Annotated in this window: 24 protein-coding genes and 2 tRNA genes; 17 read left to right on the top strand and 9 right to left on the bottom strand. The window is 40.5% G+C overall.

Translation table 11 applies throughout. The features are described 5' to 3' along the window. The first annotated feature begins 40 nt into the window (after positions 1 to 40). From R3D71_02090 to R3D71_02025, 14 genes are all read left to right on the top strand, one after another. On the top strand, positions 41 to 2,443 hold the full coding sequence (locus R3D71_02090; GenBank protein ID MEZ5690440.1) for a DNA translocase FtsK 4TM domain-containing protein: 2,403 nt from the start codon (positions 41 to 43) through the stop codon (positions 2,441 to 2,443). A 42-nt stretch (positions 2,444 to 2,485) separates the two neighbouring features. Then, complete coding sequence (locus R3D71_02085; GenBank protein MEZ5690439.1) at positions 2,486 to 2,755, top strand: AbrB/MazE/SpoVT family DNA-binding domain-containing protein; 270 nt, start codon at positions 2,486 to 2,488, stop codon at positions 2,753 to 2,755. Further along, a complete protein-coding gene (locus tag R3D71_02080) occupies positions 2,731 to 3,081 on the top strand; it encodes a type II toxin-antitoxin system PemK/MazF family toxin (protein ID MEZ5690438.1) in 351 nt (116 codons plus the stop codon). Before R3D71_02085 ends, R3D71_02080 begins: the two co-directional genes overlap by 25 nt. A 2-nt stretch (positions 3,082 to 3,083) precedes the next feature. Next, positions 3,084 to 3,734: an outer membrane lipoprotein carrier protein LolA gene (locus tag R3D71_02075; GenBank protein MEZ5690437.1), complete on the top strand. Its 651-nt coding sequence runs from the start codon at positions 3,084 to 3,086 to the stop codon at positions 3,732 to 3,734. A gap of 382 nt (positions 3,735 to 4,116) precedes the next feature. Next, positions 4,117 to 4,866: a hypothetical protein gene (locus tag R3D71_02070; protein ID MEZ5690436.1), complete on the top strand. Its 750-nt coding sequence runs from the start codon at positions 4,117 to 4,119 to the stop codon at positions 4,864 to 4,866. A 165-nt stretch (positions 4,867 to 5,031) separates the two neighbouring features. Then, a complete protein-coding gene (gene tig, locus R3D71_02065; protein ID MEZ5690435.1) occupies positions 5,032 to 6,453 on the top strand; it encodes a trigger factor in 1,422 nt (473 codons plus the stop codon). Between the two features lie 100 nt (positions 6,454 to 6,553). Next, on the top strand, positions 6,554 to 7,168 hold the full coding sequence (gene clpP / locus R3D71_02060) for an ATP-dependent Clp endopeptidase proteolytic subunit ClpP (protein MEZ5690434.1): 615 nt from the start codon (positions 6,554 to 6,556) through the stop codon (positions 7,166 to 7,168). Between the two features lie 32 nt (positions 7,169 to 7,200). Further along, positions 7,201 to 7,692 (top strand): hypothetical protein, encoded by a 492-nt coding sequence (locus tag R3D71_02055; GenBank protein ID MEZ5690433.1) that lies wholly within the window; start codon positions 7,201 to 7,203, stop codon positions 7,690 to 7,692. A gap of 33 nt (positions 7,693 to 7,725) precedes the next feature. After that, on the top strand, positions 7,726 to 8,997 hold the full coding sequence (gene clpX, locus R3D71_02050; protein ID MEZ5690432.1) for an ATP-dependent Clp protease ATP-binding subunit ClpX: 1,272 nt from the start codon (positions 7,726 to 7,728) through the stop codon (positions 8,995 to 8,997). 249 nt (positions 8,998 to 9,246) lie between these two features. After that, positions 9,247 to 9,543 (top strand): HU family DNA-binding protein, encoded by a 297-nt coding sequence (locus R3D71_02045; protein MEZ5690431.1) that lies wholly within the window; start codon positions 9,247 to 9,249, stop codon positions 9,541 to 9,543. 141 nt (positions 9,544 to 9,684) lie between these two features. Next, positions 9,685 to 9,760, top strand: a tRNA-Val gene (locus R3D71_02040). 109 nt (positions 9,761 to 9,869) lie between these two features. Beyond that, positions 9,870 to 9,946, top strand: a tRNA-Asp gene (locus R3D71_02035). A gap of 109 nt (positions 9,947 to 10,055) precedes the next feature. Further along, on the top strand, positions 10,056 to 11,045 hold the full coding sequence (locus R3D71_02030) for a hypothetical protein (GenBank protein ID MEZ5690430.1): 990 nt from the start codon (positions 10,056 to 10,058) through the stop codon (positions 11,043 to 11,045). A gap of 9 nt (positions 11,046 to 11,054) precedes the next feature. Next, positions 11,055 to 11,231 (top strand): hypothetical protein, encoded by a 177-nt coding sequence (locus R3D71_02025; GenBank protein ID MEZ5690429.1) that lies wholly within the window; start codon positions 11,055 to 11,057, stop codon positions 11,229 to 11,231. 670 nt (positions 11,232 to 11,901) lie between these two features. Here the strand turns inward: R3D71_02025 and R3D71_02020 are convergent. Next, complete coding sequence (locus tag R3D71_02020; protein MEZ5690428.1) at positions 11,902 to 12,690, bottom strand: undecaprenyl-diphosphate phosphatase; 789 nt, start codon at positions 12,688 to 12,690, stop codon at positions 11,902 to 11,904. A gap of 214 nt (positions 12,691 to 12,904) precedes the next feature. On the opposite strand from R3D71_02020, the gene R3D71_02015 reads away from it, so the two are divergent. Together R3D71_02015 and R3D71_02010 are read left to right on the top strand one after the other, a co-directional pair. Next, positions 12,905 to 13,657: an ion transporter gene (locus tag R3D71_02015; GenBank protein MEZ5690427.1), complete on the top strand. Its 753-nt coding sequence runs from the start codon at positions 12,905 to 12,907 to the stop codon at positions 13,655 to 13,657. 10 nt (positions 13,658 to 13,667) lie between these two features. After that, on the top strand, positions 13,668 to 14,963 hold the full coding sequence (locus R3D71_02010) for a replication-associated recombination protein A (GenBank protein MEZ5690426.1): 1,296 nt from the start codon (positions 13,668 to 13,670) through the stop codon (positions 14,961 to 14,963). A 145-nt stretch (positions 14,964 to 15,108) separates the two neighbouring features. Here R3D71_02010 and R3D71_02005 read toward each other — a convergent pair whose 3' ends face one another. The 6 genes from R3D71_02005 to R3D71_01980 all read right to left on the bottom strand — a co-directional run bounded on the left by R3D71_02005 (position 15,109) and on the right by R3D71_01980 (position 21,165). Continuing rightward, positions 15,109 to 15,354 carry a helix-turn-helix transcriptional regulator gene (locus tag R3D71_02005; GenBank protein MEZ5690425.1) on the bottom strand — a complete coding sequence of 82 codons (246 nt, stop codon included), beginning with the start codon at positions 15,352 to 15,354 and terminating at the stop codon, positions 15,109 to 15,111. A gap of 433 nt (positions 15,355 to 15,787) precedes the next feature. Next, a complete protein-coding gene (locus R3D71_02000) occupies positions 15,788 to 16,570 on the bottom strand; it encodes a 3-hydroxybutyrate dehydrogenase (GenBank protein MEZ5690424.1) in 783 nt (260 codons plus the stop codon). 81 nt (positions 16,571 to 16,651) lie between these two features. Beyond that, on the bottom strand, positions 16,652 to 18,493 hold the full coding sequence (acs, locus tag R3D71_01995) for an acetate--CoA ligase (protein MEZ5690423.1): 1,842 nt from the start codon (positions 18,491 to 18,493) through the stop codon (positions 16,652 to 16,654). A gap of 19 nt (positions 18,494 to 18,512) precedes the next feature. Then, complete coding sequence (locus R3D71_01990) at positions 18,513 to 19,355, bottom strand: NAD(P)H-hydrate dehydratase (GenBank protein MEZ5690422.1); 843 nt, start codon at positions 19,353 to 19,355, stop codon at positions 18,513 to 18,515. Between the two features lie 104 nt (positions 19,356 to 19,459). Continuing rightward, entirely contained in the window at positions 19,460 to 19,762 is a 303-nt protein-coding gene (locus R3D71_01985) for a TrbC/VirB2 family protein (protein ID MEZ5690421.1), read from the bottom strand. Between the two features lie 131 nt (positions 19,763 to 19,893). Further along, positions 19,894 to 21,165: an N-succinylarginine dihydrolase gene (locus R3D71_01980; GenBank protein ID MEZ5690420.1), complete on the bottom strand. Its 1,272-nt coding sequence runs from the start codon at positions 21,163 to 21,165 to the stop codon at positions 19,894 to 19,896. A gap of 45 nt (positions 21,166 to 21,210) precedes the next feature. Between R3D71_01980 and R3D71_01975 the strand changes: the two genes are divergently transcribed. Then, on the top strand, positions 21,211 to 22,437 hold the full coding sequence (locus R3D71_01975) for a hypothetical protein (protein ID MEZ5690419.1): 1,227 nt from the start codon (positions 21,211 to 21,213) through the stop codon (positions 22,435 to 22,437). Here R3D71_01975 and R3D71_01970 read toward each other — a convergent pair. After that, positions 22,427 to 23,914 (bottom strand): hypothetical protein, encoded by a 1,488-nt coding sequence (locus R3D71_01970; protein MEZ5690418.1) that lies wholly within the window; start codon positions 23,912 to 23,914, stop codon positions 22,427 to 22,429. The genes R3D71_01975 and R3D71_01970 overlap by 11 nt on opposite strands. A gap of 5 nt (positions 23,915 to 23,919) precedes the next feature. After that, on the bottom strand, positions 23,920 to 25,548 hold the full coding sequence (locus tag R3D71_01965; GenBank protein ID MEZ5690417.1) for an NAD+ synthase: 1,629 nt from the start codon (positions 25,546 to 25,548) through the stop codon (positions 23,920 to 23,922).

Genomic DNA, 25,548 nt, shown 5'->3' with positions numbered 1-25,548 from the left:
AAATCTTAAATAAGAAACAATAGAATAAAAGATCAATTAAATGGGTTCACGAGTAAATTACCAAGAATATTATGAAGAAGAAGCGGTACACCCGCTGGGAATACTGAGCGGTTGTTTGTTATGTATAGCCTCATTGTTTGTGATGATGTGCCTGATAAGTTACAACCAGCTTGACCCTTCACTTAACAAATCAACGTCAGATCCGGTACTTAACTGGGGTGGGTATAGCGGAGCTTTAATTTCGGATCTTTGCTTACAACTTCTTGGCCTTGCCAGCGCCTTTGTTGTTCTGGTACCGCTAGTGTGGGGAGTAAAAATAATAAAGGGATATAGTATATCATTTTTATGGATGCGTATATCTTTGTTATTAGTAACACTTGTCCTTTCTGCGACTGTACTTTCTAAAATAGAGCCTCCTCTTTCTTGGCCGATAAGTAGTGGATTTGGTGGATCTATTGGCTCTCTCATATATGAGAGGATTTTATTTCAGCCGTTTAAGAATATCCTATTTACTACTACCGTAGCATCTATAACGATTGTCACCGCCTCTTTATCTTTTGGTATGAGCTGGACAGAATGGAAAGGTCTTGCCCATCTTACGAAGAATATATTCACTACTATATATGATAAATTATCATACACCGTATCCATCGTTTTATCATTTATATATAATAAAATACAAAGAAGAGGTGAAACTGAGGAATATGAGTATGAAGAAGAAATAGAATATGAAGAGGAAGAAGGCAGTGGTTATCTTCCTACCTTTAGGGAAAGAATAGCGTCATGGTTTGATAGATTTAGAAGAGATGATGAGGAATATGAAGACGATGAGGATTACGAGGAAGAATATGAGGAGCCGGTAAAGTCCAAACCGCGCGTTACACAAAAAAACAAGACCCAACCTCCAAAAAAATCACCGCCTAAAAAAGATGACAGCAATTTCTCGTTGGATTTTGGCGATTATGAGCTTCCTTCCGTAAAACTATTAAAGCTACCACCGAGAAGCAAAAAAAACAACCTATCCGAATCAGCTCTTACCCAAAACGCCAAGCTACTAGAATCAGTGTTACAAGATTTTGGGGTAAATGGTAGCATAATAGAAATTCGCCCCGGTCCGGTAGTGACTCTCTATGAGCTAGAACCAGCGGCTGGCACAAAATCTTCACGGGTTATTGGTCTTGCTGATGATATAGCTCGCTCAATGAGCGCTATCTCAACCCGTATCGCGGTTATACCAGGTCGCAACGCTATAGGCATAGAAATGCCAAATAATATACGTGAGACTGTGTATTTCAGGGAAATTCTGGAAAGTGATGAGTTTGACTCATCACAGGCAAAACTGCCGATGGCACTTGGAAAAAACATTGGAGGTGAGCCGATTATAGTAGATCTTGCCCGTATGCCGCATCTTCTGGTTGCTGGTACTACTGGCTCTGGTAAATCGGTCGCGGTAAATACTATGATCATGTCTTTGCTTTATAGCCTTACGCCTGAGGAGTGTAAGTTTATAATGATTGACCCGAAAATGCTGGAGCTATCAGTCTATGACGGCATCCCTCACCTGCTGTCACCGGTGGTTACTGAACCGGGTAAAGCGGTGGTGGCTCTTAAATGGACGGTAAAGGAGATGGAAAACCGCTACCGGCTAATGAATAATCACGCTGTGCGTAATATTGAGGGCTATAACAAAAAAATCCGTGAGGCGCGGGCAAAGGGCGATCAGCTTACTAGAAAAGTACAAACCGGATTTGATCCTGATAGTGGAGAGCCAATTATAGAGGAAATGCCACTGGAAATGGAAGAACTACCATTTATCGTGGTAGTGGTTGACGAGATGGCGGATCTGATGGTAGTCGCGGGCAAGGAAATAGAAGGCTCTATTCAGCGCCTTGCGCAAATGGCGAGAGCGGCGGGAATCCACATTATAATGGCGACACAAAGACCAAGTGTTGATGTGATAACCGGTGTTATTAAGGCTAACTTCCCTACCCGCATCAGCTTTCAGGTTACCTCTCGTATTGATAGCCGAACTATTCTTGGCGAGCAAGGAGCCGAACAGTTATTGGGACAAGGTGACATGCTTTATATGGCTGGTGGCGGGCGGATAACCCGTGTACATGGTCCTTTCGTAAGCGATCGTGAGGTTGAGGAAGTTGTTTCTTACCTTAAATCGCAGGGTGAGCCTAGCTATATTGAGGATGTCACCAAAGAAGAGGAATCTGAGGGAATGCTTGATGGCGGTGGTGAGGTTGATCCGATGTATGACCAAGCGGTCGCTATTGTCGCTCGTGATCGTAAAGCCTCTACCAGCTATATTCAGCGCTGCCTGAAAATTGGCTATAATAGAGCGGCGACTATAATTGAGCAAATGGAAAGAGATGGGGTGATAGGTCCTGCTAACCATGTTGGAAAACGTGAGATTTTAGTACGTGAAGAGGATTAAAGACTTGACGTTATCCGGCGTAATAATTACAATGTAATTACTATGAAGGTGGATATTATCAAAATCGGCAACTCGCAGGGTATTCGTATCCCAAAAGCCATACTCAAGCAATGCGGTTTTAACGGCAGCGTTGATTTGCGCGTGGAAGATGGTGACTTGGTGCTGGCAAAGCCTAAACGCAAACCGCGTGAAGGCTGGGCGGAGGCGATAGAAGCAGATATAAAAAAACATGGTGTGCCGGAGTTGTTGTGGCCAGAAGATATGATAAACGAGTTTGATAAAACAGAATGGACATGGCCGGACGGGGAATAGCTAGAAGCATCAAAAGGTTTGAGGTCTACTGGACAACCCTTGATCCGGCAGTTGGACATGAAATGCAGAAAACTCGCCCATGTATGGTCATTACCCCAGATAAGATGAATAGACTTTTAGGTACTGTTATTATCGCTCCTATAACTTCAACCCAAAGAAGTCTTCCCTTTAGGGCTAACGTAGAAATAAAAGGCAAAAAAGGACAAATCGCTCTTGACCAACTGAGAACTGTTGATAAGTCACGGATTGGTGATGTAATAGAGATGATAAGAGGAAAAGACAGGCAGGAAATTTTAGCAAAACTTGAGGAAATGTTCGCGGAATGAATATGCTTAAAAAAACAATCATATTTTTTGTGCTTATGGTAATGCCAATTTCAGTGGCAGCGGAAGAAGTATCACGACCTGAGGTAGTTTTTCTTAAAGAATCACAGCTTGCGCCTCATCAAGCTACCATCGCTAAAGTTGAGAAATATTTAAGCTCTCTTACCACAATCACCTCTGAGTTTGTGCAAGCCGCACCTGATGGAGGGCTTGCCAGCGGGAAATTTTTCTTAAAACGCCCCGGTAAGATGCGCTGGCAATATAACCCGCCTATTCCCATACTTATGATAGCTGATGGTTTTGAACTGATATATTATGATTACGAGCTTGAGCAGATAAGTCATATCCCAATGGATTCCACGCTGATTGGTTTTCTTGCCAAAGAGAAGATTTCTCTTGGTGATGAGGTTGGTATAATATCTTTTGAGGAAAGCACTGGTAGTGTACGCATCGGGCTTACCCAACGGGAAAAACCAGAGGAAGGTCAGCTAGTTCTGGAATTTACCAATAACCCCCTACTCATCCGCAATATGATAGTCACTGACACTAACGGCAAAACCACTACTGTTTCTCTGAATAAGGCAAAATTTGGAGTGAAAATTGATGATAAGCTGTTTATATTCAAAGACCCACGTAAGCCATTAAGGAGGTTGTAAAACCAGAGCTATGGATAAGGAATCCATCATTACACACTAAAATCCGCCCCCTATTGTGAGGAAGCAGGCGAAATCAAGTCGCGCCACCGCCATTAAGCAAGACGGACTTAGATTGAGTCGTGGGATGCTGAATAACAGTAATTACACATACCCCCCACTAGAAATTGAATGGTTTCACCACCAAATTTCTGACTCCCCCGCGAGGGGGGAGTAAAGCAAAAGCAATAATTTTAGATTTTACATATATTTTTCAATATATTATAATTATGACAGCTCTATTAAAAAAATAATTTTCATTGTAATAAACTTTTAACACTATATGCAAACAAACTGTGTTAGTCTGGATAATATATTAAAATTAAGATGGTGACAGATACGCAATATGTCTATTGATAAAAGATTTAAGGAATTAGTTGAGGAAGCCCAAAATGGCTCTCCTAATTCTATTTTTGAAGCTGTGTCTAAGGCAGAAGATGACAGAGCCAGCCTTATGATAAAGGCAGCGGAGAGAAAAACCGGAAGTATCACTCAAGCTGAGAGGGATAAGATAAATGAACAAGCGGCTAAATGGGTGAGAACCGACTGGACTAAAGAACAGGTGAATATACTTAAAGGTGAAGGCAAGGATAGTGGTGAAGAAGGATTAAAAACCGCTGGAGGAATTATTGAGACTTTTTCAGCGTTTGGTAATGGTATGATAGACGGAATATTTAGCCTTGCCAGGAACTTTGGAAACATCTTTCATGCTTTCATAGAATCATTTCGTTCGGATAGAAGCTTTGGAGAGATTCTGGCTGAACGCAAAGAAAATGATCGTATAAACGAGTTTGCTAGCAAACATGGCGTAAATGCCAGGCAATTGGCTGAAGAACTAAGAAACCCACCGGCGGCAAGCGGTCCCGCGCCGGCAGCGCAGCAAGGTCAAGGACAATCAAATACCAATACTCCTCAGAATCAACAAACGGCACAGCAACAGGCTATTACAGAAGGACAAATGGCGGTTATAAATGGAAATACCGTCCAGTTTGGCGATTCTCAACAGATTGGTGATGACAGCTTAGGAAGCTTTACCAGTCCTAATCCTTCAAGGAATTCAGCCAAATTAGACCCTAGCCTTATGCCTAGCAGATAGCAAATTCCCCCCTGTTGATTTTTTCCATGCGGCAACAAGAACAAAATTAGAAAAACACTTTATTTTCTTACAAATAACGTATAGCTTCCCCTGCAAACGTATAAATCACACACTATATATCTAAATAATATATATCTAAATAACCAATAAGAAAAGAGAGTTGCCATGCAAGTTAAAGAACTGGAATCAAAGAATCTTAAAAAAAGCTTTCAAATCACTATTGATGAAAACTCTATTAAATCACAAAAAGAGAATGAACTGAAAGAGCTTGGCAAGACCGCTAAGATCGCCGGTTTCCGCTCCGGTCAGATACCGATGAAAATATTACAGCAGAGATATGGCAAAGCGGTTCATAATGATGTCGTAAATAAAGTGGTAAAAAATTCAGTGGGTGAGCTGATAAGTAACAATAAATTCCGTCCGACCATAACACCAAGGATTGACATAGATAAAGATTACAAGGATGAAGGCGATCTATCATTTAATGTTGAGCTGGAGATTTTTCCAGACCTTCCAGAGCTTGTATTTGATGATATTACACTGGAGCGCAAAACCTATGAGGTAACACAGGATGATATTGATGAGGCGGAGAGAAAAATAGCCGAGCGCAATCCTGTATTTGTTGATATGAAAGAAGGTAGCAAAGCGGAAAAAGGCAATGTTGTCAAAATAGACTTCAAAGGCAGTGTAGATGGTGTCGCTTTTGAAGGAGGCAGCGCGGAGGATTTTAGCCTTGAGCTGGGCAGCGGTCAGTTTATTGACAATTTTGAAGACCAGCTTATTGGTAGTAAAGCGGGGGATGAAAAAACCGTAAAAGTAAAATTCCCTGATAATTATCCAGCGGCAAACCTTAAAGGAAAACAAGCGGAATTCGCGGTTACCGTAAAAGCTATTCAAGAAAAACAGTTGCCAGAGATAAATGAGGAATTCGCCACTTCCAGAGGCTTTGAGAATCTTGATAAATTACATGAGGCTGTCCGCGCGCAAATCATCAAAGAGTTTGATGATATTGTTCGCAACCTACTTAAAAAGCAACTTTTTGACCAGTTAGAAGAAAAGTTTGATTTTGAACTGCCTGAGAGCATGGTGGAATCTGAGTTCGGCACCATATGGGAAAGGATAGAGCAAGCAAAAAATAGTGGTGATGAAGAGCTCAAAGATAAAAGTGAGGAAGAGCTAAAAACTGAATATCAAAAGGTGGCAAGACGCAGAGTGGCGCTTGGTATATTGCTAGCGGAAATAGGGTCTCGTGAGAAAATACAGGTAAGTCGTGAGGAAATCTCACAAGCCGTTATGCAGCAAGCAAGCCAATATCCAGGTCAAGAGCAGCAAATATTTGAGTTTTACAGAAAAAATCCTCAGCATATAGAAAATCTGCGTGGTCCTATATTGGAGGAAAAAGCGGTGGATTCTATACTCGGTAAGGTTAAGTTCAATGATAGCAAAGTAGCTATATCGGAACTGGTAAACGCTGAGTATGAAGAGGCTGCTGGCGAAAAAGCAGAAAAAAAGGATAAAAAAGAAACAGAAACAAAGAAAAAAACGAATACCGGCAAGGCAAAAGCAAAAAAGACAACGGATCAGTAATTCTTTGTTAACCTTTAAGGGATACTGCTAGATAAATAGTCTTTTTTCAATTGGTTCATATTTATTAGGATAGACAATGGCTGATATACAAGAAAATTTTATGAATACTCTGGTGCCAATAGTTATTGAGCAAACTAGTCGTGGCGAGCGTTCTTTTGATATTTATTCTCGGTTGCTTAAAGAAAGAATTATTTTCTTGGTGGGTCCAGTTGAAGATAATATGGCTTCTCTGATATGCGCTCAATTGTTATTCTTGGAATCGGAAAATCCTGACAAGGATATTTTCATGTATATCAATTCTCCAGGTGGAGTAGTTACTTCCGGTCTTTCAATATATGATACTATGCAGTACATAAAACCGAAAGTATCAACTCTTTGCTTTGGACAGGCCGCTTCTATGGGTTCGCTTCTTCTCGCTGCTGGTGAGGCCGGATCTCGCTATTCGCTACCTAACTCAAGAATTATGATTCACCAACCATCTGGTGGATTTTCTGGACAGGCTACCGATATAGAGATACACGCGAAAGAAATTCTATCTCTTAAAGCACGCCTTAATCAGATATATGTAAAACATACTGGTCAGAAATTATCGCATGTTGAAAAAAATATGGAGCGGGATAATTTTATGACTGCCGAGGCGGCAAAAGATTTTGGTATAGTAGATCATATAATTGAAAAGCGTGGTGATGAGCCAGCGACCGATAAAAAGAAATAACCTGTTATTGTCCAAAATAAAAGAGGTGGTAAGTGGAAGCGCGTAAAACAGAAGACGCAAAAGCAACTGATAGTCAAATGGCTGTTATGGAAGGAGCTATCGCTCTTGCTTGGGCAGACGGTAATATGGACAGCAAGGAAGAAGAAAAACTTCAGAACTTTATAAAAAATTATATCTGGTTTTCAGATGAACAGCGTGGCGATCTACTTAATAATCTATCAAACAGAGTTAAAATAGATGACGTGTGGGGAAAGATAAGTGACAAACAGGACCGTGCTCACTTGCTTAATATCGCCTCTATAATTTTCAGACAAGACGGTAAGCTGTGCAAGCTTGAACAGGAGACCTATGACAGGATTTATCAAGATCATATGTCAAGTATTGATGTCGCGGCCATAAAAGCGGATATAAGAGAAGAAGTGGAAAAGATTAAAGCAAAAATGGCTGAGGCGGAAGAAGAAGATACAGGGAGTAGTATTTCCGAAAAGATAGCTTATTATTTCAAAAAACATATATTTAAGTAATAGTTAACTATAGAAAAATGACGGAGTAAGCAGGTGACAAAAACAGGCGGTGGTGGAAAAGAAACGAAGAATACCCGTTATTGTTCATTTTGTGGAAAAAGTGAACATGAGGTTCGCAAGTTAATCGCTGGTCCTACCGTATTCATCTGTGATGAATGTGTTGTGTTGTGCATGGACATCATACGTGCCGCTGATAAGGGAACTTTATCAAAAGAAGGTGATGAGGTAGCCAAACCTGCCGATATATGTAAAGTGCTAAATGATTATGTGATTGGTCAGGAACAGGCGAAGAAGGTTTTATCCGTCGCTGTGCATAACCATTATAAGAGAATATCACTGCTTGAGAAAAGCTCTGATATAGAACTTGCTAAATCAAACATACTGGTTGTTGGTCCCACCGGTTCTGGGAAAACACTTCTTGCTCAGACTCTCGCTAGAATATTGGATGTGCCTTTTACTATGGCTGACGCTACTACTCTTACCGAAGCTGGTTATGTGGGTGAAGACGTTGAAAATATAATATTAAGGCTACTACAATCAGCGGACTATAATGTGGATAGAGCGCAGCGTGGTATCGTGTATATAGATGAGGTAGATAAAATATCCCGCAAGTCGGATAACCCATCAATTACCCGTGATGTGTCAGGAGAAGGCGTACAACAAGCATTACTAAAACTCATGGAAGGAACGGTGGCTTCTGTTCCTCCGCAAGGTGGTCGCAAACATCCGCAGCAAGAATTCTTACAAGTTGATACCGCTAACATATTATTTATATGTGGTGGCGCGTTTTCTGGACTGGAAAAAATCATCGCTTCTCGCGGCAAGGGAACAGCAATTGGTTTCAGTGCTGACGTTCGTAGTAGTGAAGACGAGAAAATTGGTAAATTATTCTCACAAGTTGAACCAGAAGATCTGCTGAAGTTCGGTCTTATACCGGAGTTTGTTGGTCGCCTTCCGGTAATAGCGACCCTTACCGACTTGGATGAGGAAGCGCTTATATCTATACTTACTGAGCCTAAGAACGCTCTTATAAAACAATATCAAAAATTGTTTGAAATGGAGAACGTGAGTCTTCGTTTCTCTGATGATGCTCTTAAAGCGATAGCGGCAAAAGCGATAGAAAGAAAAACTGGAGCGCGTGGTCTTAGAGCGATACTGGAAGAACATCTTTTAGACCTGATGTACGATGTTCCAAGTGAAGAAAATCTGGAAGAGGTCATAATTAACGCTGATGTTATTGAAAATAACGCGGCACCGGTAATGGTTAAATCCGGTCAAAAAACTAGCAGCAAAAAAGCTAATTAAAAGAAACTAAATTCTGATACACTTATTAAAAAATTTTATTTATTATCCTATAAGTAACTCCAAGATCTAGGATGAGAGCGCTTTCTCGCATTATTTTTTTGCGATAATATTAAAATTACTGTTTACTTTTCCTCTCTTCCATGCTTGATTCATAGGCGTAGCTTTTATTTAAGCTAATATAACTAAATTTATAATTTAAGTTATAATATCGTTATATAAATATTATTAAGCAACTAGGGAGTAAAAAATATGAATAAAAATGAATTGATAGCAGAGATCGCGGATCAAGCTGACTTAACTAAGGCAAAAGCATCTGAAACTATTGACGCTTTTATCTCTGTAGTTTCAAAAGCTCTGTCTAAAGGTGATGAAGTTCGTCTTGTGGGCTTTGGAACATTTACGGTTACTCATCGTAAAGCTACTGAAGGTCGTAATCCACGTACTGGTGCGGTTATAAAAATCGCGGCTTCTAAAAAGCCTAAATTTAAACCAGGCAAAGCTTTAAGCGATGCGGTAAACAAACCTTCTAGGAAAAAAGCAGCTTAGTATAATATAAGCTATTCTCTTGAAAATATAGAGCGTTCCCAGTATATTGCGTGGAACGCTCTTTTTTTTAATTCATTTGTTGCAATAACGGAAAAAAACGGGTAGTAAACTACTTCCCTTTTTGGAAAACTCTTGACAAAAGGGCGATTAGCTCAGTTGGTAGAGCATCTCGTTTACACCGAGAGGGTCGGCAGTTCGAGCCTGTCATCGCCCACCATAATGTGACATTGTCTCCGCTGCGCGCCTAATGGTGCTCACATGAGACAGGGCTCAGGGCTGGGCATTCTGCTGAATGCTGTTCTGCGCTGTAAAAAACACTTCTTTGCGGGGGTGTAGCTCAGTTGGTTAGAGCGTCGGCCTGTCACGCCGAAGGTCGCGGGTTCGAGTCCCGTCACTCCCGCCATATTTATACTTTGTATATAAATCAAGATGTTATTATTATCAGCTTTACAGTAGACTTGTAACATAATCTTAACTATCAATCATACGTAATACCAACTAATATAGTTGGTATGAATAGAGAAAATAATCAAAGTTATTATCACCAATTGGGCAATTTCTTAGGCAATGAACTAAGCGGCAAATTGTGGCAGTTCGCACGCGGCTCTATACAACTATCATCGGCAGCGACCTTTGGTGTTGTCGGCACAGCCGTTGCAACTATAGTATTTTCTGCGCTAACTATATTTCGCCATAATCGCATAGAAAAAAAATGGAAAGAATCTCTGCTAGAATTATATGCTGATAAAATTTCTAATATAACTGGAAAGCCAAAAACACAGCTAACTGTAAATGATTTAGAAAATGTTGCTGATACAAAAATATTAGGCGAAAAAAATCCAATATCATTGGAATTAAAAGCAATACAAAAAAATAGTAATATCGGAAGAAATACCAGCCTAGCTAGTATATTGATTGTTGCGGCATTAGCTACGGTTACTGCTGGATTAATATCTCCCACACTGCTAACTGGGGCAGGATTTATAATGGCAAATACTGTATTTGGTATTGTAACTAACGCTGTATTTATGAGTGTTGATCACGCTATGTCAAAATCAATGGGAGGGAAAGATAAGTATGCTTTTAACAATCAACTCAAAGAATTGATTAATTATAACCGTTCCAATAAGCTAGAACCTGAACAAACATTCGGGATTTTACTAGAAACACACTCTGATATAAACAATGAAATTAATAGAAAATACGATAAACCTTATTCTAATTTACCTATGGCGATAAAATCAAATGTGGTAGATCATTATGAACATAAGCTACACACAAAAGCATTAACTAAAATGATTAATAATAACGAAATAGATATACCAGAGCTTGGACTCATAGCTTATAAACAGACTCCTTACCAAATAGATGATACTCACAAAGACAATAGTGATAGTACACCATATGCTGTGTCATATAATAATGCTTCATACAGATCAGACCATGTGGATAGACTTAGTGAACAACGCCTTAGCGCACAGGAATCAAGAACGATTCACTAATCTTAGAAAATGACAGTTACTAACTCAGCAAATACAGTATCACGCCACCGAGAGGGTCGGCAGTTAGAGCCTGTCATCGCCCGCCATTCCCATTGGGGAAAATATTTTACCAATATATTGGCGGTTGAGTGTGAGGTAAGGGTTAAGCATGGCTATAAAGAATATCATGATGATCAAAGCTCTTAACTGGAAACAATTCAAATATCGATATAATTAAAGAATTTCTTATTAAGATCTGCCGATACGGTATTTTTTATAAACTGTTTTGTCCCTTCATCAGTAGAAATTTTCATGAGAATGCTCTAATATCAGATTGCATTAAAAACTCTATTTTTGTGTTTAGCGCAGATGCAATTCTTACAAGTTCATTCAGATGAATATGGTTCTTGCCTAATTCGTACTGGTCTAACAGATTAATGCTGATACCTGTAAGCCGTGAGAATTTCTTTAGTGTAAGCTTTTTCTTACACCTTATGTTGTGGATATTCTGTCCGATAGTTTTTTGAAGGTGATGTAATTCTTGATTGGCTTTTTGCATGGTATGCTCCCTATATTTAGTTGGTATCGGGAGTTTAAGACCACGCCATAAACGCCGTGTGAGTTTATTCGCTGCAAGCAGCTATTATATTCACCGCACTCCCGACATAAGGGAACACCTGTAATATGCAGATGTAAGAAAACCCTCTGACGGGAGGGAAGTCCGGTTTATGTGACGGTCTTAAACGTCGATTACGGGAATACTATATTAGTGTCGCCTAAAAGGCAAGAATGTTGATAAGCAAAACATTCTTTTAGAACCGTCAAAATAGGTAGTGTGAATTCCAAAAATAGCTGTGCCTTAGCGAGACACCTAAAATCAACTCAGTAAATACAGCATCACGCCACCGAGTATAATACGATAAATGGCAAATACCGCAAAGCCATGTTTAGTAATAAAAGTAATCGCCCAGCGCACCACCAGCAAGGCACTTACGAACGCTGCGATAAATCCAACGGCGATGATCTGGACATTATCAAGTGAAAGATACTGCCAGCTTGTATATAAATCAAACACGGTGGCGGCAAACATAGTAGGGATCGCAAGGAAAAAGGAAAACTCGGTCGCCGCTTTACGATCCGCGCCCAGAAGCAACGCGCCCATAATGGTCGCCCCGCTGCGTGATGTCCCCGGTATCATGGCTAGGCACTGGCAAAGCCCTATCTTGAAACAGAGCGCCGGAGAAAAATCATCAACCGTATGATGGCGTGGCTTTGGTTTATAGCGCTCAACAATCAAAATAATGATACCGCCGACAATTAAAGCGATGGATACACTTGTCGGATTAAACAATTGTTCTTTAATAAATTTGTGGAATAGCGCGCCAAATACCATAGCTGGTAAAAACGCCAGTAAAATGCCCATAGCAAATTTCCAGTCTTTTTCCTTGCGCTGAATAATGCCGACCGTTGTATCGGTCAGTTTTTTACGGTATAACCAGCAAATCGCCAGAATCGCCCCGAGCTGAATCACAATCTCAAAAGTCTTTCCCGGAGGCCCCTCAAAACCGAGTATATCACCAAATAATATAAGATGACCGGTGGAGGAAACCGGAAGAAACTCGGTCATTCCCTCAATAATTCCGAGCAAAAGAGCAATAAACAACATATACGAAAAACCTAACTAAACAATTATATCTATAAGCCACTTCGCATAGCATGATTACAGGGAAAGTCAAAATACTATATTGATTAGTAGTAGCAAGAAAGTATTATTTGTTGCGCCATATGCTATACTAATATGTTATGAGTTTAAGATAAATCCCGAACGCTTGGATGACAGTACTAACAAGTAAGAAGTAAAATTCATATGGATACCACAAATGTTCAATAGTGAAGTAAAAACAAAAATTAGAAAAGAACTTGATAATGGTCGTATTGCTGTATGCGTACAGATTCTTATAGTTGTTTCTTTAATTTCCTTTTCTCTTGATACTTTACCAGACATTTCTGAAACAGGAAGCAAAGTACTGTTTTTGATTAAAATCATTACGATAGGACTTTTTACCGTTGAATATTTTCTACGCATCATTATCAGTGAAAAACCGTTTAAGTTTATAACTAGCTGGTGGGGAATCATTGATTTACTTGCTATTTTTCCATATTATTTAGGTGCTTATATGGGTGTAGCGATGGATTTAAGATATGTAAGGATTTTAAGGCTTTTCAGACTAGTCTATATATTAAAAATGTTTAGAAGGAGCAGCGCGCTTAAGAGAATCGCTCGTGCCTTAGCTTTAGCTAGAGATGAACTTATTTTTTTTATAGGGGCATCACTGATAATATTATATGTATCATCAGTTGGAATATATTATTTTGAAAACCCTGTTCAACCAGATAACTTTAAGTCAATTCCTCATTCACTTTGGTGGTCAGTAATTACTCTTACGACCGTTGGATATGGCGATGTATATCCCATAACAATGGGAGGGAAAATATTTACTGGTTTCATCGTATTTATCGGTCTTGGTTTCGTGGCAATGCCAGCTAGCATAATGACGGCCGCTCTTTCGCAAGCACGCAGAGAAGAAAAGGAAAAGGCTGTTGAGAGTGCAAACAAAAAACGAATTAAATAAAGTAGAGTTTATGACCACCGCCCAAACCGCCCTCACCTTCGCTGATGACACCGCTCGTCCGCTTGCCGACCGGATGCGCCCGCAGAGCTTTGCTGACGTGCTGGGACAAGATCATCTGCTTACTGATGGTTCGTTATTTGCTAATGCCATAAAAACCAAAAATTTTCCATCCATAATTTTCTGGGGCAGTGCCGGTTGTGGCAAAACCACGATGGCACGGCTTATCGCGGGGTATAGTGACGGGATTTTTGTCCAGCTCTCGGCTATATCTCATGCCAGTGCTGATTTGCGCAAAGTATTTGAGCAAGCGGCGATCGATAAGGAAGCTGGAAAGCGCACCATATTACTGGTGGATGAGATTCATCGTTTTAACCGCTCACAGCAGGATTTATTTCTACCTTACATTGAAAATGGTACGATAATACTCATTGGAGCGACCACCGAAACCCCATCATTTGAGCTTAACTCCGCCCTGCTCTCTCGCTGTAAAGTGTTGATACTCAACCGGCTTGACAGTAACAGCCTTAAAAAACTCACCCATAAGGCGGAGGAATTTACCGGTAAAAACCTGTCGCTTGATGAGGAAGCGAGAACAACACTATGCGCCATCGCCGATGGGGACGCTCGCTACCTACTGAATATGGTTGAGGAATTACTGGAAATAACAGAGCCGCTGGACAGTGAAAAATTGCTTACTATCATTCAAAAACGGATGCCAGTTTACGACAAATCCCGTAATGGGCATTATAACCTGATAAGCGCGCTGCATAAGTCACTGCGTGGCTCTGATGTAGACGCTTCCCTGTATTGGCTAGCCAGAATGATTGATGGTGGGGAGGATCCACTCTACATACTGCGCCGTCTTGTTCGCTTCGCCTCTGAGGATATAGGGCTTGCTGACCCGAACGCTCTTGTTCAGACCATCGCCGCTAAAGACGCTTTTGAATTTATCGGCGCGCCGGAAGGTTATGTCAATATCGCGCAAGCCGCTGTTTATCTCGCCACCTCTCCGAAATCAATCGGGGTATACCGCGCCATGAACAAAGCCTTAAAAGATGCGAAAGAAAATGGCTCGCTATCGCCACCAAAATATATACTCAACGCCCCAACCAAGCTTATGAAAGAGGCAGGCTACGGCAAGGGTTATGTCTATGATCCCGACACCAAAGATGGTTTTTCTGGGCAAAATTATTTTCCCGAAGAGATGCCACGCAAAAAATATTACAATCCCGCAGAAGCTGGATTTGAGCGAGAGATTATTAAACGGCTGAATTATTGGGAGAAGCTACGAGAGAAGAAGGGGTAGCTAATAAACTGTCATCCCGAGAGTAGCCGAGGGATCTTAGGGTTATAGGCAATTTTTATAAAGATTCCTCCACTCACTAAAGTTCGGTCGGAAAGACAATAAGGAATGTACCGTACAAAAATTATTCAGATTGAGTACAATATTACTATTCTGTAGCGAGCAATCTCTCCATTTCCATTTTCATAGCACAGGATATTCTTAGGATATGCTCTATAGTTATCTCATATTTTCCGAGTTCATAGCAATCAAGCATATGTTCAGAAATCCCTGAAGAGACAGCTAGTTTTTTCAGAGTAATTTTTTTACGTAGGCGGTGGTTATGGATATTTTGCCCGATAGAAAGGCGTAAGTTACGGAGTAGTTTTGCGTTATAATTTGTACTGTAATTCATGGTATTTTCCTTTCTTATACTTATTATGAATAAAACTATGTAATATTTTTATTCAATTTTACGCTCGCTTCTGTCTTCGCCCTAAAGGGCTACGACAATACGAATCGCAGCGGAGAACATTATTTATCAGATAAGGTTTTCATACTCGTTTTGTATGAGAATTATCCAAAACAAGTATAAAGTGTCGGGAGTTGAAAACCACGAAGTTACACGCGATACGGCTATTTCCCCAAAAGGGTGTTTTATTTACCGCACTCCCGACATAAGAAAACAGTGCCATGAATAATGGACACAAAAAATCGCTCTGTCGGGAGCGCACCGGTAACTTCAGCGGTTTTCAATCGCCGTGAGTTCAGTATAGCAGTTTTAATGATTATAACAAGCAGTTTGGTCTTTCGTCATGCCGTACCCGCAGGGTAGCAAATTATGCGCCCTACTGTGCCAGCCAGCCCCCATCCATAGTAATTATCTCACCGGTCATTGGGTTGCCGTTCTCGCCACATAAGAAAGCGATCATCTCACCGATATTTTCTGGCTTGATGAAACGTTTATTAGGTTGTTTCTCACCGAGTAATTTAGCGGTTGCCTCATCTACACTTATGCCCTGCTCTTTTGCTTTATCCTCAATTTGCTTTTGCACTAGCGGAGTATGTACCCATGCTGGGCAGATAGCGTTTACGGTAATATTAGCTTCGGCGTTTTCTAGCGCTACTACTTTAGTAAGCCCGACTATACCATGCTTCGCCGCCACGTAAGCCGCTTTATGGGTAGAGGCGACCAGACCATGCACGGAAGCTATATTTACGATACGCCCAAAACCCTGCTTTTTCATAAGCGGAATAGCGGCTTTAATTGAATGGAAACTTGATGAAAGATTTATCGCTATAATAGCATCCCACTTATCATCGGGAAATTCCTCCACAGGTGCGGTAAACTGAATACCGGCGTTATTTACCAGAATATCAACACTGCCGAACTGCGTGTTACAATCTGTGACCATTCCGGCTATTTCGGCTGGCTTGGTCATATCCGCCGGTGAGTAGGAAGCTTTTACCCCATATTTTTCCGGCAGCTCTTTTGCTAGCGAGTCAATAAATGACTCATCACCAAAGCCGTTAAGCATTATATTACAGCCATGTCCCGCTAGAACATTGGCTATGGCAAGACCAATACCGCTGGTTGAACCAGTTACAATCGCGTTTTTTCCTTTTAACATATTTATTTCCTTTCATCTGATAAAAAATATTTATCTCATTACTAATTTAGTTCTCCAAAATATTTGGCAAATTAAGAATAGTCATTTATTATTTGCTATCAACTCATCCACTGCCTCTGGGTTTAGCAATGTTGAGGTATCTCCAATTTGGTCTATTTGCCCAGCTACTATTTTCCTAAGTATCCGCCGCATTATCTTCCCAGAACGGGTTTTTGGCAATTGAGCGGCGAATCTTATCTCATCAGGTGTGGCGATCGCGCCAATTTGTTCCCTTACCCAATTTTTTAGCTCCGCTACCACCTGTTTATCTTTATCCGCCGCGACATCAACATTCTTATTTAAGGTAACGTAAGCGCATATCCCCTCACCTTTTATATCATGAGGAACACCAACAACAGCGGCTTCAGCTACTTTTTCATGAGCGACTAACGCTGATTCTATCTCGGCGGTTCCGAGTCTATGACCGGAGACATTCAGTACATCATCCATCCGTCCTTCTATCCAGTAGTAGCCGTCAGCGTCACGCCTTGCTCTGTCACCACTAAAATAATACCCTGCGTATGGCGCGAAGTAAGTATTTTTATAACGCTCATGATCACCGTAAATAGTGCGGGCGAGTGATGGCCAAGCGTTTTTTATACATAAAGCTCCCTCACCTTCTCCTGTTATCTCGTTACCTTTTTCATCAAGTATGACGGGTTCAATTCCATTTAGCGGTAATGTCGCAGATCCCGCTTTAGTTTTTGTTTTACCGGCAAGCGGGCTGATTAAGGTCGCTCCGGTCTCGGTCTGCCACCAAGTATCAACTATCGGGCAACGTTTTTCACCAACCACCTCATCATACCACCGCCAAGCTTCAGGATTTATCGGCTCACCAACAGAGCCTAAAATTCGTAATGACTTGCGGCTATATTTTTTGACCCACTCATTGCCATCACGCATCATAGCGCGAATAGCGGTCGGCGCTGTGTAAAAAATAGTGACCTTATATTTATCAACTATCTGCCAAAAACGTGACGAATCCGGATAGTTTGGAACTCCCTCAAACATAAGTGTGGTAGCACCATTAGCAAGCGCGCCGTAAAGCGTGTATGTATGTCCGGTCACCCAGCCAACATCAGCGGTACACCAATATACATCATCCTCTTTAAGATCAAAGATAATTTCGTGAGTATAAGAAGCCCATGCCAGATAACCAGCGCTAGTGTGCATCAATCCCTTTGGTTTTCCGGTAGAACCCGAAGTATATAGAATAAATAAAGGACACTCTGAATCAAAAGGTTTAGCGGGAAAATTATCATCCGCCATGTCAACTACGTCATGCCACCAAACATCACGCCCATCAGTAAATTCAATATTTCCACCACTATGCTTTACCAATAATATTTTTTCTATACTTGTATCTTTTACGGCTATATCAACGGTCGCTTTGAGTGGAACTTTTTTGCCTCCACGCACTCCCTCATCGGCGGTTATCAAAATACGGCTATTAGCGTCAGTAATTCTATCACGAAGAGACTTAGCGGAAAAGCCACCAAATACCACGCTATGTGTCGCGCCGATACGGGCGCAGGCGAGCATAGCGATTGCTGCTTGCGGAATCATCGGCAAATATATCGTAACTATATCACCGGCTTTTACTCCAAGACTAGTAAGAGCGTTTGCCGCTTTGCATACTTCTTTATGCAATTCTTTATAACTAATTATACGGCTTTCATTACCGCTATCACTTTCCCAGATTATCGCGGTTTTATCACCACGCTCCTTTAAGTGGCGGTCTATACAATTTTCAGAGACATTAAGGCTGCCACCATCAAACCACTTTATGGTGGCGGTATTAAAATCTGAACTGTCAACACTGTGCCAGCTCTTATGCCATAGCAGCCTGCCTGCCACCTCTTCCCAGAATTTATTATTAACCATAATCAAATCCCTTATATATTCATTTAACTTTATTTTTTAACTCAGTGAATATTTCTGGTAGCAAGTTTGCCATATCGTCAGCTATAAAACCACAACCAAATTTTATCGCCGCCCTTGAATGAATCCAAACCGCCGCGCACGCCGCCTCAAAAGCTGGCATACCACCGGCGACTAGGCTGGAGCATATTCCAGCAAGAGCGTCACCTGAACCAGCGGTCGCCAGATATGGTGTTGAGCCTTTGTTTACCACTAATTTACCACTAGGAGAAGCTATTGCCGTATGATGACCTTTCAATATGACAACCGCTCCACTAATTTCCGCCGCTTTATTTGCCCTGCTAATTCTATCATGATTCATATCAATTATATTACCAAATAGACGCTTAAACTCTCCTTCATGTGGAGTAAGGATTACCGGTGATTTTATAGAGGAAAAAAGCTGTTTGGGATTTTCCGAAAATACGCTGATAGCGTCAGCGTCTATTATAACCATCTTCTCTTCAGCTAAGGCAGCAAGGGTAAATTCCTTTGTTTTCTTGTTAATACCAGCCCCACAACCTATCAACACGGAGGTCACATGTTTATCTTTTATAAGTGATAAAAACTGTGAAATATCCTCAACTGGCTTGGTCATTATAGCGGAGAGAGAAGCGGCGTATACCGGTAATGAAGCACTGTCACAAGCAACTGATACTAGACCAGCACCACTACGCAGAGCGCAAAGCGCGGCTATTTTAGTAGCGCCAGTACTTTCTATACCACCAGCCGCTACGACAACATAACCACGATCATATTTATTTCCCTCAATGGCTGGGGAAGGCAGATGGGAAAGCCATAATTCAGGGGTATTTTCTGTTATCAAAATAGCCTCCCGTAAAAACATTTAACAAAAGAATCCCATCAAAATGTTACGCTTAGGATAAAACATAAAATAAAATAGATAAATAAAGAATCCGCTCTAACCAATCAAGCACATCCAGTGCCACCAGAATTTAGAGAATTTACTATATAAGCTCCCTCTATTATCAACACAGAACCAACACCATGTATAATAGCGAACCCCCAAGTTATTTTATTAAATATAGCAAGGAGCCCTACTATAATCGTACCAATAGTAAGCAGTCCCTTACCAGTAGTCCCTAGCATCCAGCCATTAACCGTACACATCATATTACCGATAACAGTGTCCGTTGCCATAGCCACATCTGGAAGCAAAACTACGGATACAAGGAAAATAATAAATAAAAACAATATGTTGCACTTATTCATAAAAACAAAAAATCTCAAGATAATTCAATGATACATGCTAGCCTAGAAAATAATATAACGAAAGTTAAAATTTGATGACAAAACTCCTAGATAGCATCTACATGGATAATTCGTCGTAATAAGCTATATAGTTACAATATATTTATACGTAACAGCTTAGAAAGTTCTTGCAAAAACAATTTGTTAGATTCGTAAATATTAGAATCACGTAGTTCATCTAGCACCAGCTCATCAGGATAGAATTTATTAACAAGCTCCTCTATCTGCTCCAATATATTATTGTTAACTATTACGTTATTCTGACTAGACATATATTCTAGCTGATCCTCCTCCAGCGGAACCCTAAGCCGCAAGCAGGCGGGACCTCCACCATTTCGCATGCTTTGCTTAAGATTCATATAGATTATCTCGGAAAGTGGATTACTATTATCCGCTATTATTTTTTCCATTAAATTTGCCGCTTTGCCGCCATACAAATCTCTAAGTTCTTGTGGAGCTATTATTACCATACCACCACTAGATTTACTTACTATCTGACTATTAAAGAAATAGGTATTTATCGCCTCTTCCACCGTGAGTTCGCTATCCTTAATGGTAATTACATGAAAATCGAACTCCGGATATAATTTCTTATAGGATTTTTCTATTTCTTTAATGTCACTCTCACCACCAGCGTAAGCCTGTTCATGAACAAGTAATAAATTCTCATTACTTACCGCTATTACGTCATTATGAAAAACCCCAGCGTCTATTACTTGCTGGTTTTGTCTAAGCATCAGGTAACTATCATCAAAGATAGAATGTTTTTTTACTATTTCTGTGCAAGCCTCTAAATTCTGCCTACCACCATATACAAACACATTAAGACCTTTTTTATTATGGTTTGGACAAAGTCGCATATGGTTTGCCGCCCCTTCATCTAAAAAGCCATCATTCGCGGAAAGTGGTGGGAATATATTGATATTACTGACAGCAGAAAATATTTGTTTAAGTATAGAATATGTAGCGTCTGCCTCTATCCTTCTATGTTGGTTGGTATGTAGGTTCGCGACTGTAAGACAAGATTTACCAGAAATACTCTCAGTGGTGGGAGTTACGGTCGCGGCGTTTGCCACCCACATAAATGATGATGATGAGTATCTTTCCAATATATCCACCGGAGCGTTAGATAAATCGTAACCCTCTTTTTGTATTCCCATAATATCAGGGCGTAATTGTGGAGGCATAATTCCGACTGTTACTCCAAGAGAAAGTAACTTACGCATTAGCTCAATAGCTTGCAAAGCCGCTTTCTTTGGACTAGACTTGTTGCCACGATTTTTGCTGGAAGCGACATTATCAGGTGACAGACCACCATAATTATGGGTAAGTCCTGAAAGACCGATAAAAATAACTTCCCGCATAGCAACCTCTAAAATTTTGCAAATAGTGAATAAAGTAATTAGCAAATGCCAATAACCGATATATATAATTATGATTTCGCACAGCTAGCGAGCTGCCAGAATCCTGAAGAAGCTTTCAAACAGGAGTTTTTTACCAAGCATCTTACTATCGGCGAACTTAAGACTATACATGATTATCTGCAAAATCAACAGGTGGAAATAGATGGAAAAACTATAAAAGCAGCCACATACCTTAAAGGGGTAGTTAGCGGAGAGTTACCTCCATTTCTCATACTTACGCAGTTGCATGGCAATGAACCGGCGGGTCTTGCCGGAGTCGCTCTTGCCATCGCCCTTAGCAAAGCTGGTATGTTACGTCATGATGTGATCTGTGCTATCGGCAATCCGCTGGCGGCAAAGCAATATTTCAAAGAATGGGAAAAATCGCCAAGTTCCGAGCAGGAAACACGTGACGCTTTTCGCTGTGGTCTTGATGATAATGGCAAACTACTTGCCGATGGCAACCGAATACCGGTTGATTTTCTTGAACGTGATAGCGATTACCCACATACGGAAAGAGCTAGAGAATTATACCATATAGCGCGAAATATACGTGGCATAATAGATATACATTCCGCACGTGGAAATATGGTTTGTATTACTGATCATAAAAATGATAATGATCTTAAATATAGCCCAATAAGAGCGGTGCTTACCGATCTCGCTGAGGCAATTTCCGCTAACGCCTCGAAGCAGGTTACGGTAAAAACCCTTAAAACTATTCTTTCCCCGCTTGAGAATATTAAATGCCAAACTGGCATAGAAGCCGGAAGACATGAAGATAAAAACTCGCCAAATATAGCGGCAGCCTTTACTCTTGCTACCTTGTATAATCAGGGTATTACTAGCGTTACTCCTCTTAACCCTCAAGAAGACGGGAAATTTGTTCGCTATAGTGTCCAGCCAAGAATAACTTATGGTGATCTTGAGTATGAGAAAACTCCGCCCAGTAATGATCTTATATATATGGCAAAAGAGATTGGTGGTGCAGTAGAAGAACATCAATATGATGAAATGGAAGCGGTAAAGAAAGGACAGATAGTTGCCGTAGCAAAACCATCTGGAATAGTTTTCAGAGCCAAATCAGATTTTTCAGGAATATTTTTTAGCAAAGCGAAAAAACTATACGACATAGATCCAAATGTTGATCCATGGCCAATAGCGGCAGAAGATATGAATAAAATAAAATTCTGCTATCCGTGTTTAGTTTCGGACATGGAGATTAGTTTTTAATTATTTCTTTAACGGTTGAATCTTTTCTAACGTACACACTCGCTACATCATCACGAAAAACTTCCTGCCATTCATCATGAAATAATCCTCTTTCATAATATTTAGCGAAATCTCGTCCGTTTTTTATCAGTATTATCTCAACACCATAAGAATCCATTTTTTCCTGCCAGCCTTCATTAAGTAGGAAAAAATCTATAAAATCACTAAGAAGTTTTTCATTATAGGCAGCGTTCGCTCGTCCATCAATGAACACTGGCAGCTTGCCACCGCTTTCATAGATTATACGACCGCCAAAATCATAATCATTGAGTAGTTTTTTATCTGGATAGTTTTTCATTACATATTCTATAGCCGGAAGCGGCGACTTATCAGCTTGCTCCAAATAATGCTCCTTACCCATAATTGTAAGAGTAAAATAGCTAGCTATTACCGAGATAATCGTAAGACTTGTCATAACCGGAGATAATCTTTTATTTCTTATCCATTCAAGAAGGCTGCGGGTATTTTTGTCTTTAAGGTCATCAGCAGGCAAGTTTGCCGCTAAATAAGGCGCGCATAAAATAGCTGCAAAGCCAACATTACGGATAGAAAAAAACATAGCGGTAAGCCAGATGAAAGCAAGGATAATATCAGCAAGATGTGAGTTATTCTTGCGTATATCCACAAAAAGCACAAAGGCAAGCATGAGAAATGTAGCGCCTATTACCTCACCAAAAACAAATGGATGCCACTCGGTTATATATTGGGTTATGACACTTTCCCTAGTGTTTATGATGAAATATATAAGATCAATCCCATAAGGATTAATAAGAGCAGCGAACAGGCAAAAGATACCAACGGTAAGCATACTGATGAGACATTTCCATTTTTTACGGAAAATAGCCTCCAAACCAAATGCCCCTAGAATAGTATAACCAACTATAAAACTGCCATGTATATTTACCCAAATCATCATAAGCAGAGGCAGAACAAATAACTTACGAATATCATTCCTCATACGGTATGAATTTAATATATTATAAAAAATAAGAGCGAGTAATATGCCAGCTATTTGTGGTCTACCGGTAGCAAACTCACGCAAACAATAAGCGGCGATAAGAGAGGTAAAAATCATGGCATTTACGCCTATATCATGCCGCTTGCTAAGAGCTCCTATAAGGGTGGCAACCACTAATGATGGAAATATGACCGAGAAGATGTAAAGCCCTTTTACTCCTGATTTTTCGTGTATGAAGCTGATTATAATATCCCATAGCCATGAATGGCTATACCACATATCCTCGCCACCTGAATTAGAGTAAGTAGTTTTTTCAGGTATGAAACCACTCGCCCTAATTAAGTCACCTGAAGCTATATGCCACCCCATATCATAATCTTGCAGGATAGGTACTCCAGCCATATAAATAAGCAAAAAACTTACTAGAAACGCTAGGATAGCAAGTGGTGTCGGCAAATATTTATTTACTGTCATCATCATAATATCTAAAACTTGTTGGTTATTGGATAGCGTCTGTCCCGTCCAAACAGCATTGATGATATTTTCACTCCCGGACAAGACTGTCTGCGTTTATATTCTGATATTCTGACCAATTTGAGAATTTTTTCAACCGTAGAAGCTTCATGACCAGCCGCTATTATCTCCGCCGCTGACATCGCTTTTTCAATATATTTTTCAAGTATGTCATCTAATATCTCATATGGTGGTAGATTGTCTGTATCTTTTTGCTCCGGTTTTAACTCAGCGGATGGCGGTTTGCTAATGACAGACTCAGGTATAGCCGTAGCAACTGAATTACGCCAGTTAGCAAGTTCATACACTTTAGTTTTGTATAAATCCTTAAGTACGTTATAAGCCCCGCAAGAGTCACCATAAAGAGTTGAGTAACCAACGGCTATTTCTGACTTATTACCGGTAGAAAGCAACAGACTGCCATAACTGTTGGAAAGCCCCATAAGCACGACAGCTCTAAGCCTTGCCTGTAAATTACCACCTATTTCGGCTTCTTCTATCCAGCTTTCACGCCCAAAATGTGGTGTCAGCATCTCATCAAATGTTCGCATAGCGGAACTTATTGGCACTGTAATAGTCCTTATACCGATCATATCAGCGAGAACTTTAGCATCATCCACTGAGCCTTTTGAGTTATAAGGTGATGGCAGTAATACTCCAAGAACATTATCCGAACCCAAAGCGTCAGCGGCAAGAACAGCGGTAACTGCGGAATCTATCCCGCCGGAAAGACCTAGTAAAACTTCGGAGAAGCCATTCTTACGAACATAATCGTAAAGACCTAATTTCATCACCTGCCATATCAGCCAATTATCATCACGTTGGTTTAATGGTAATGTATTTTCAGAAGACAGTTTCATGTAATTATTTATGGTAAAAATACCCTCAGCGAATTGTGGAAATGAATTTGTCACCTCACCTTTACTATTTAGAGCAAATGAACCACCGTCAAAAACAATATCATCCTGACCACCAACTAGGTTCACATATAATAATGAGCATCCCGTAATAGACACCACTTTTTTCGCCACCTCAATACGCCGTTCATATTTACCAACCTCAAATGGAGACGCATTGATTACAAATATTATATCTACACCCTGATCACGTAGATCTTTTTCAAAAGACTGATCCCATATATCCTCACAGATAAGGATTCCCACCTTATAATCACGCCACAAAGCTATTTTATGACTGTTACCGGTGGAAAAAAGCCGCTTCTCATCAAAAATACCATAATTAGGCAACATTATTTTACGCTGCACGTGAACAATATTGCCACTATCAAGGAGTAAAGCGGCATTATATATTTTCCCGTCTTCCTCTAATACCGAGCCGATAATAACCGCCGCCCCATCCTTAGTAGCCGCCGCTATATCACGAACCGCTTTCATCGCCTGAGTACGGAACTCCGGCATTAAAATTAAATCCTCCGGCGGATAACCAGTTACGCATAATTCTGGAAATATCACTATTTGCGCGCCATCATCACTGGCTTTATTCCAAGCGGCGATTATCTTATCACGATTGCCGGAAATATCGCCAACCGTGAAATCTATCTGCGCTATGGCTGTACAAGGTAAATCAGAGGATATTGACAT

The sequence above is a fragment of the Rickettsiales bacterium genome, from assembly GCA_041396965.1.
In the GTDB taxonomy this organism is placed as follows: Bacteria; Pseudomonadota; Alphaproteobacteria; order Rickettsiales; family SXRF01; genus SXRF01.
The sequence above is the reverse complement of the archived record's forward strand: the minus strand, read 5'-3'. Positions and strand labels throughout refer to the sequence as shown.

Bases quoted from the DNA above. Each gene is read 5' to 3' on its own strand.
- R3D71_02090 (MEZ5690440.1), top strand. From the start codon at position 41: ATGGGTTCACGAGTAAATTACCAAGAATATTATGAAGAAGAAGCGGTA.
- R3D71_02085 (MEZ5690439.1), top strand. From the start codon at position 2,486: ATGAAGGTGGATATTATCAAAATCGGCAACTCGCAGGGTATTCGTATC.
- R3D71_02080 (MEZ5690438.1), top strand. From the start codon at position 2,731: ATGGACATGGCCGGACGGGGAATAGCTAGAAGCATCAAAAGGTTTGAG.
- R3D71_02075 (MEZ5690437.1), top strand. From the start codon at position 3,084: ATGCTTAAAAAAACAATCATATTTTTTGTGCTTATGGTAATGCCAATT.
- R3D71_02070 (MEZ5690436.1), top strand. From the start codon at position 4,117: ATGTCTATTGATAAAAGATTTAAGGAATTAGTTGAGGAAGCCCAAAAT.
- tig (MEZ5690435.1), top strand. From the start codon at position 5,032: ATGCAAGTTAAAGAACTGGAATCAAAGAATCTTAAAAAAAGCTTTCAA.
- clpP (MEZ5690434.1), top strand. From the start codon at position 6,554: ATGAATACTCTGGTGCCAATAGTTATTGAGCAAACTAGTCGTGGCGAG.
- R3D71_02045 (MEZ5690431.1), top strand. From the start codon at position 9,247: ATGAATAAAAATGAATTGATAGCAGAGATCGCGGATCAAGCTGACTTA.
- R3D71_02030 (MEZ5690430.1), top strand. From the start codon at position 10,056: ATGAATAGAGAAAATAATCAAAGTTATTATCACCAATTGGGCAATTTC.
- R3D71_02025 (MEZ5690429.1), top strand. From the start codon at position 11,055: ATGACAGTTACTAACTCAGCAAATACAGTATCACGCCACCGAGAGGGT.
- R3D71_02020 (MEZ5690428.1), bottom strand. From the start codon at position 12,690: ATGTTGTTTATTGCTCTTTTGCTCGGAATTATTGAGGGAATGACCGAG.
- R3D71_02015 (MEZ5690427.1), top strand. From the start codon at position 12,905: ATGTTCAATAGTGAAGTAAAAACAAAAATTAGAAAAGAACTTGATAAT.
- R3D71_02010 (MEZ5690426.1), top strand. From the start codon at position 13,668: ATGACCACCGCCCAAACCGCCCTCACCTTCGCTGATGACACCGCTCGT.
- R3D71_02005 (MEZ5690425.1), bottom strand. From the start codon at position 15,354: ATGAATTACAGTACAAATTATAACGCAAAACTACTCCGTAACTTACGC.
- R3D71_02000 (MEZ5690424.1), bottom strand. From the start codon at position 16,570: ATGTTAAAAGGAAAAAACGCGATTGTAACTGGTTCAACCAGCGGTATT.
- acs (MEZ5690423.1), bottom strand. From the start codon at position 18,493: ATGGTTAATAATAAATTCTGGGAAGAGGTGGCAGGCAGGCTGCTATGG.
- R3D71_01985 (MEZ5690421.1), bottom strand. From the start codon at position 19,762: ATGAATAAGTGCAACATATTGTTTTTATTTATTATTTTCCTTGTATCC.
- R3D71_01980 (MEZ5690420.1), bottom strand. From the start codon at position 21,165: ATGCGGGAAGTTATTTTTATCGGTCTTTCAGGACTTACCCATAATTAT.
- R3D71_01975 (MEZ5690419.1), top strand. From the start codon at position 21,211: ATGCCAATAACCGATATATATAATTATGATTTCGCACAGCTAGCGAGC.
- R3D71_01970 (MEZ5690418.1), bottom strand. From the start codon at position 23,914: ATGATGATGACAGTAAATAAATATTTGCCGACACCACTTGCTATCCTA.
- R3D71_01965 (MEZ5690417.1), bottom strand. From the start codon at position 25,548: ATGTCAATATCCTCTGATTTACCTTGTACAGCCATAGCGCAGATAGAT.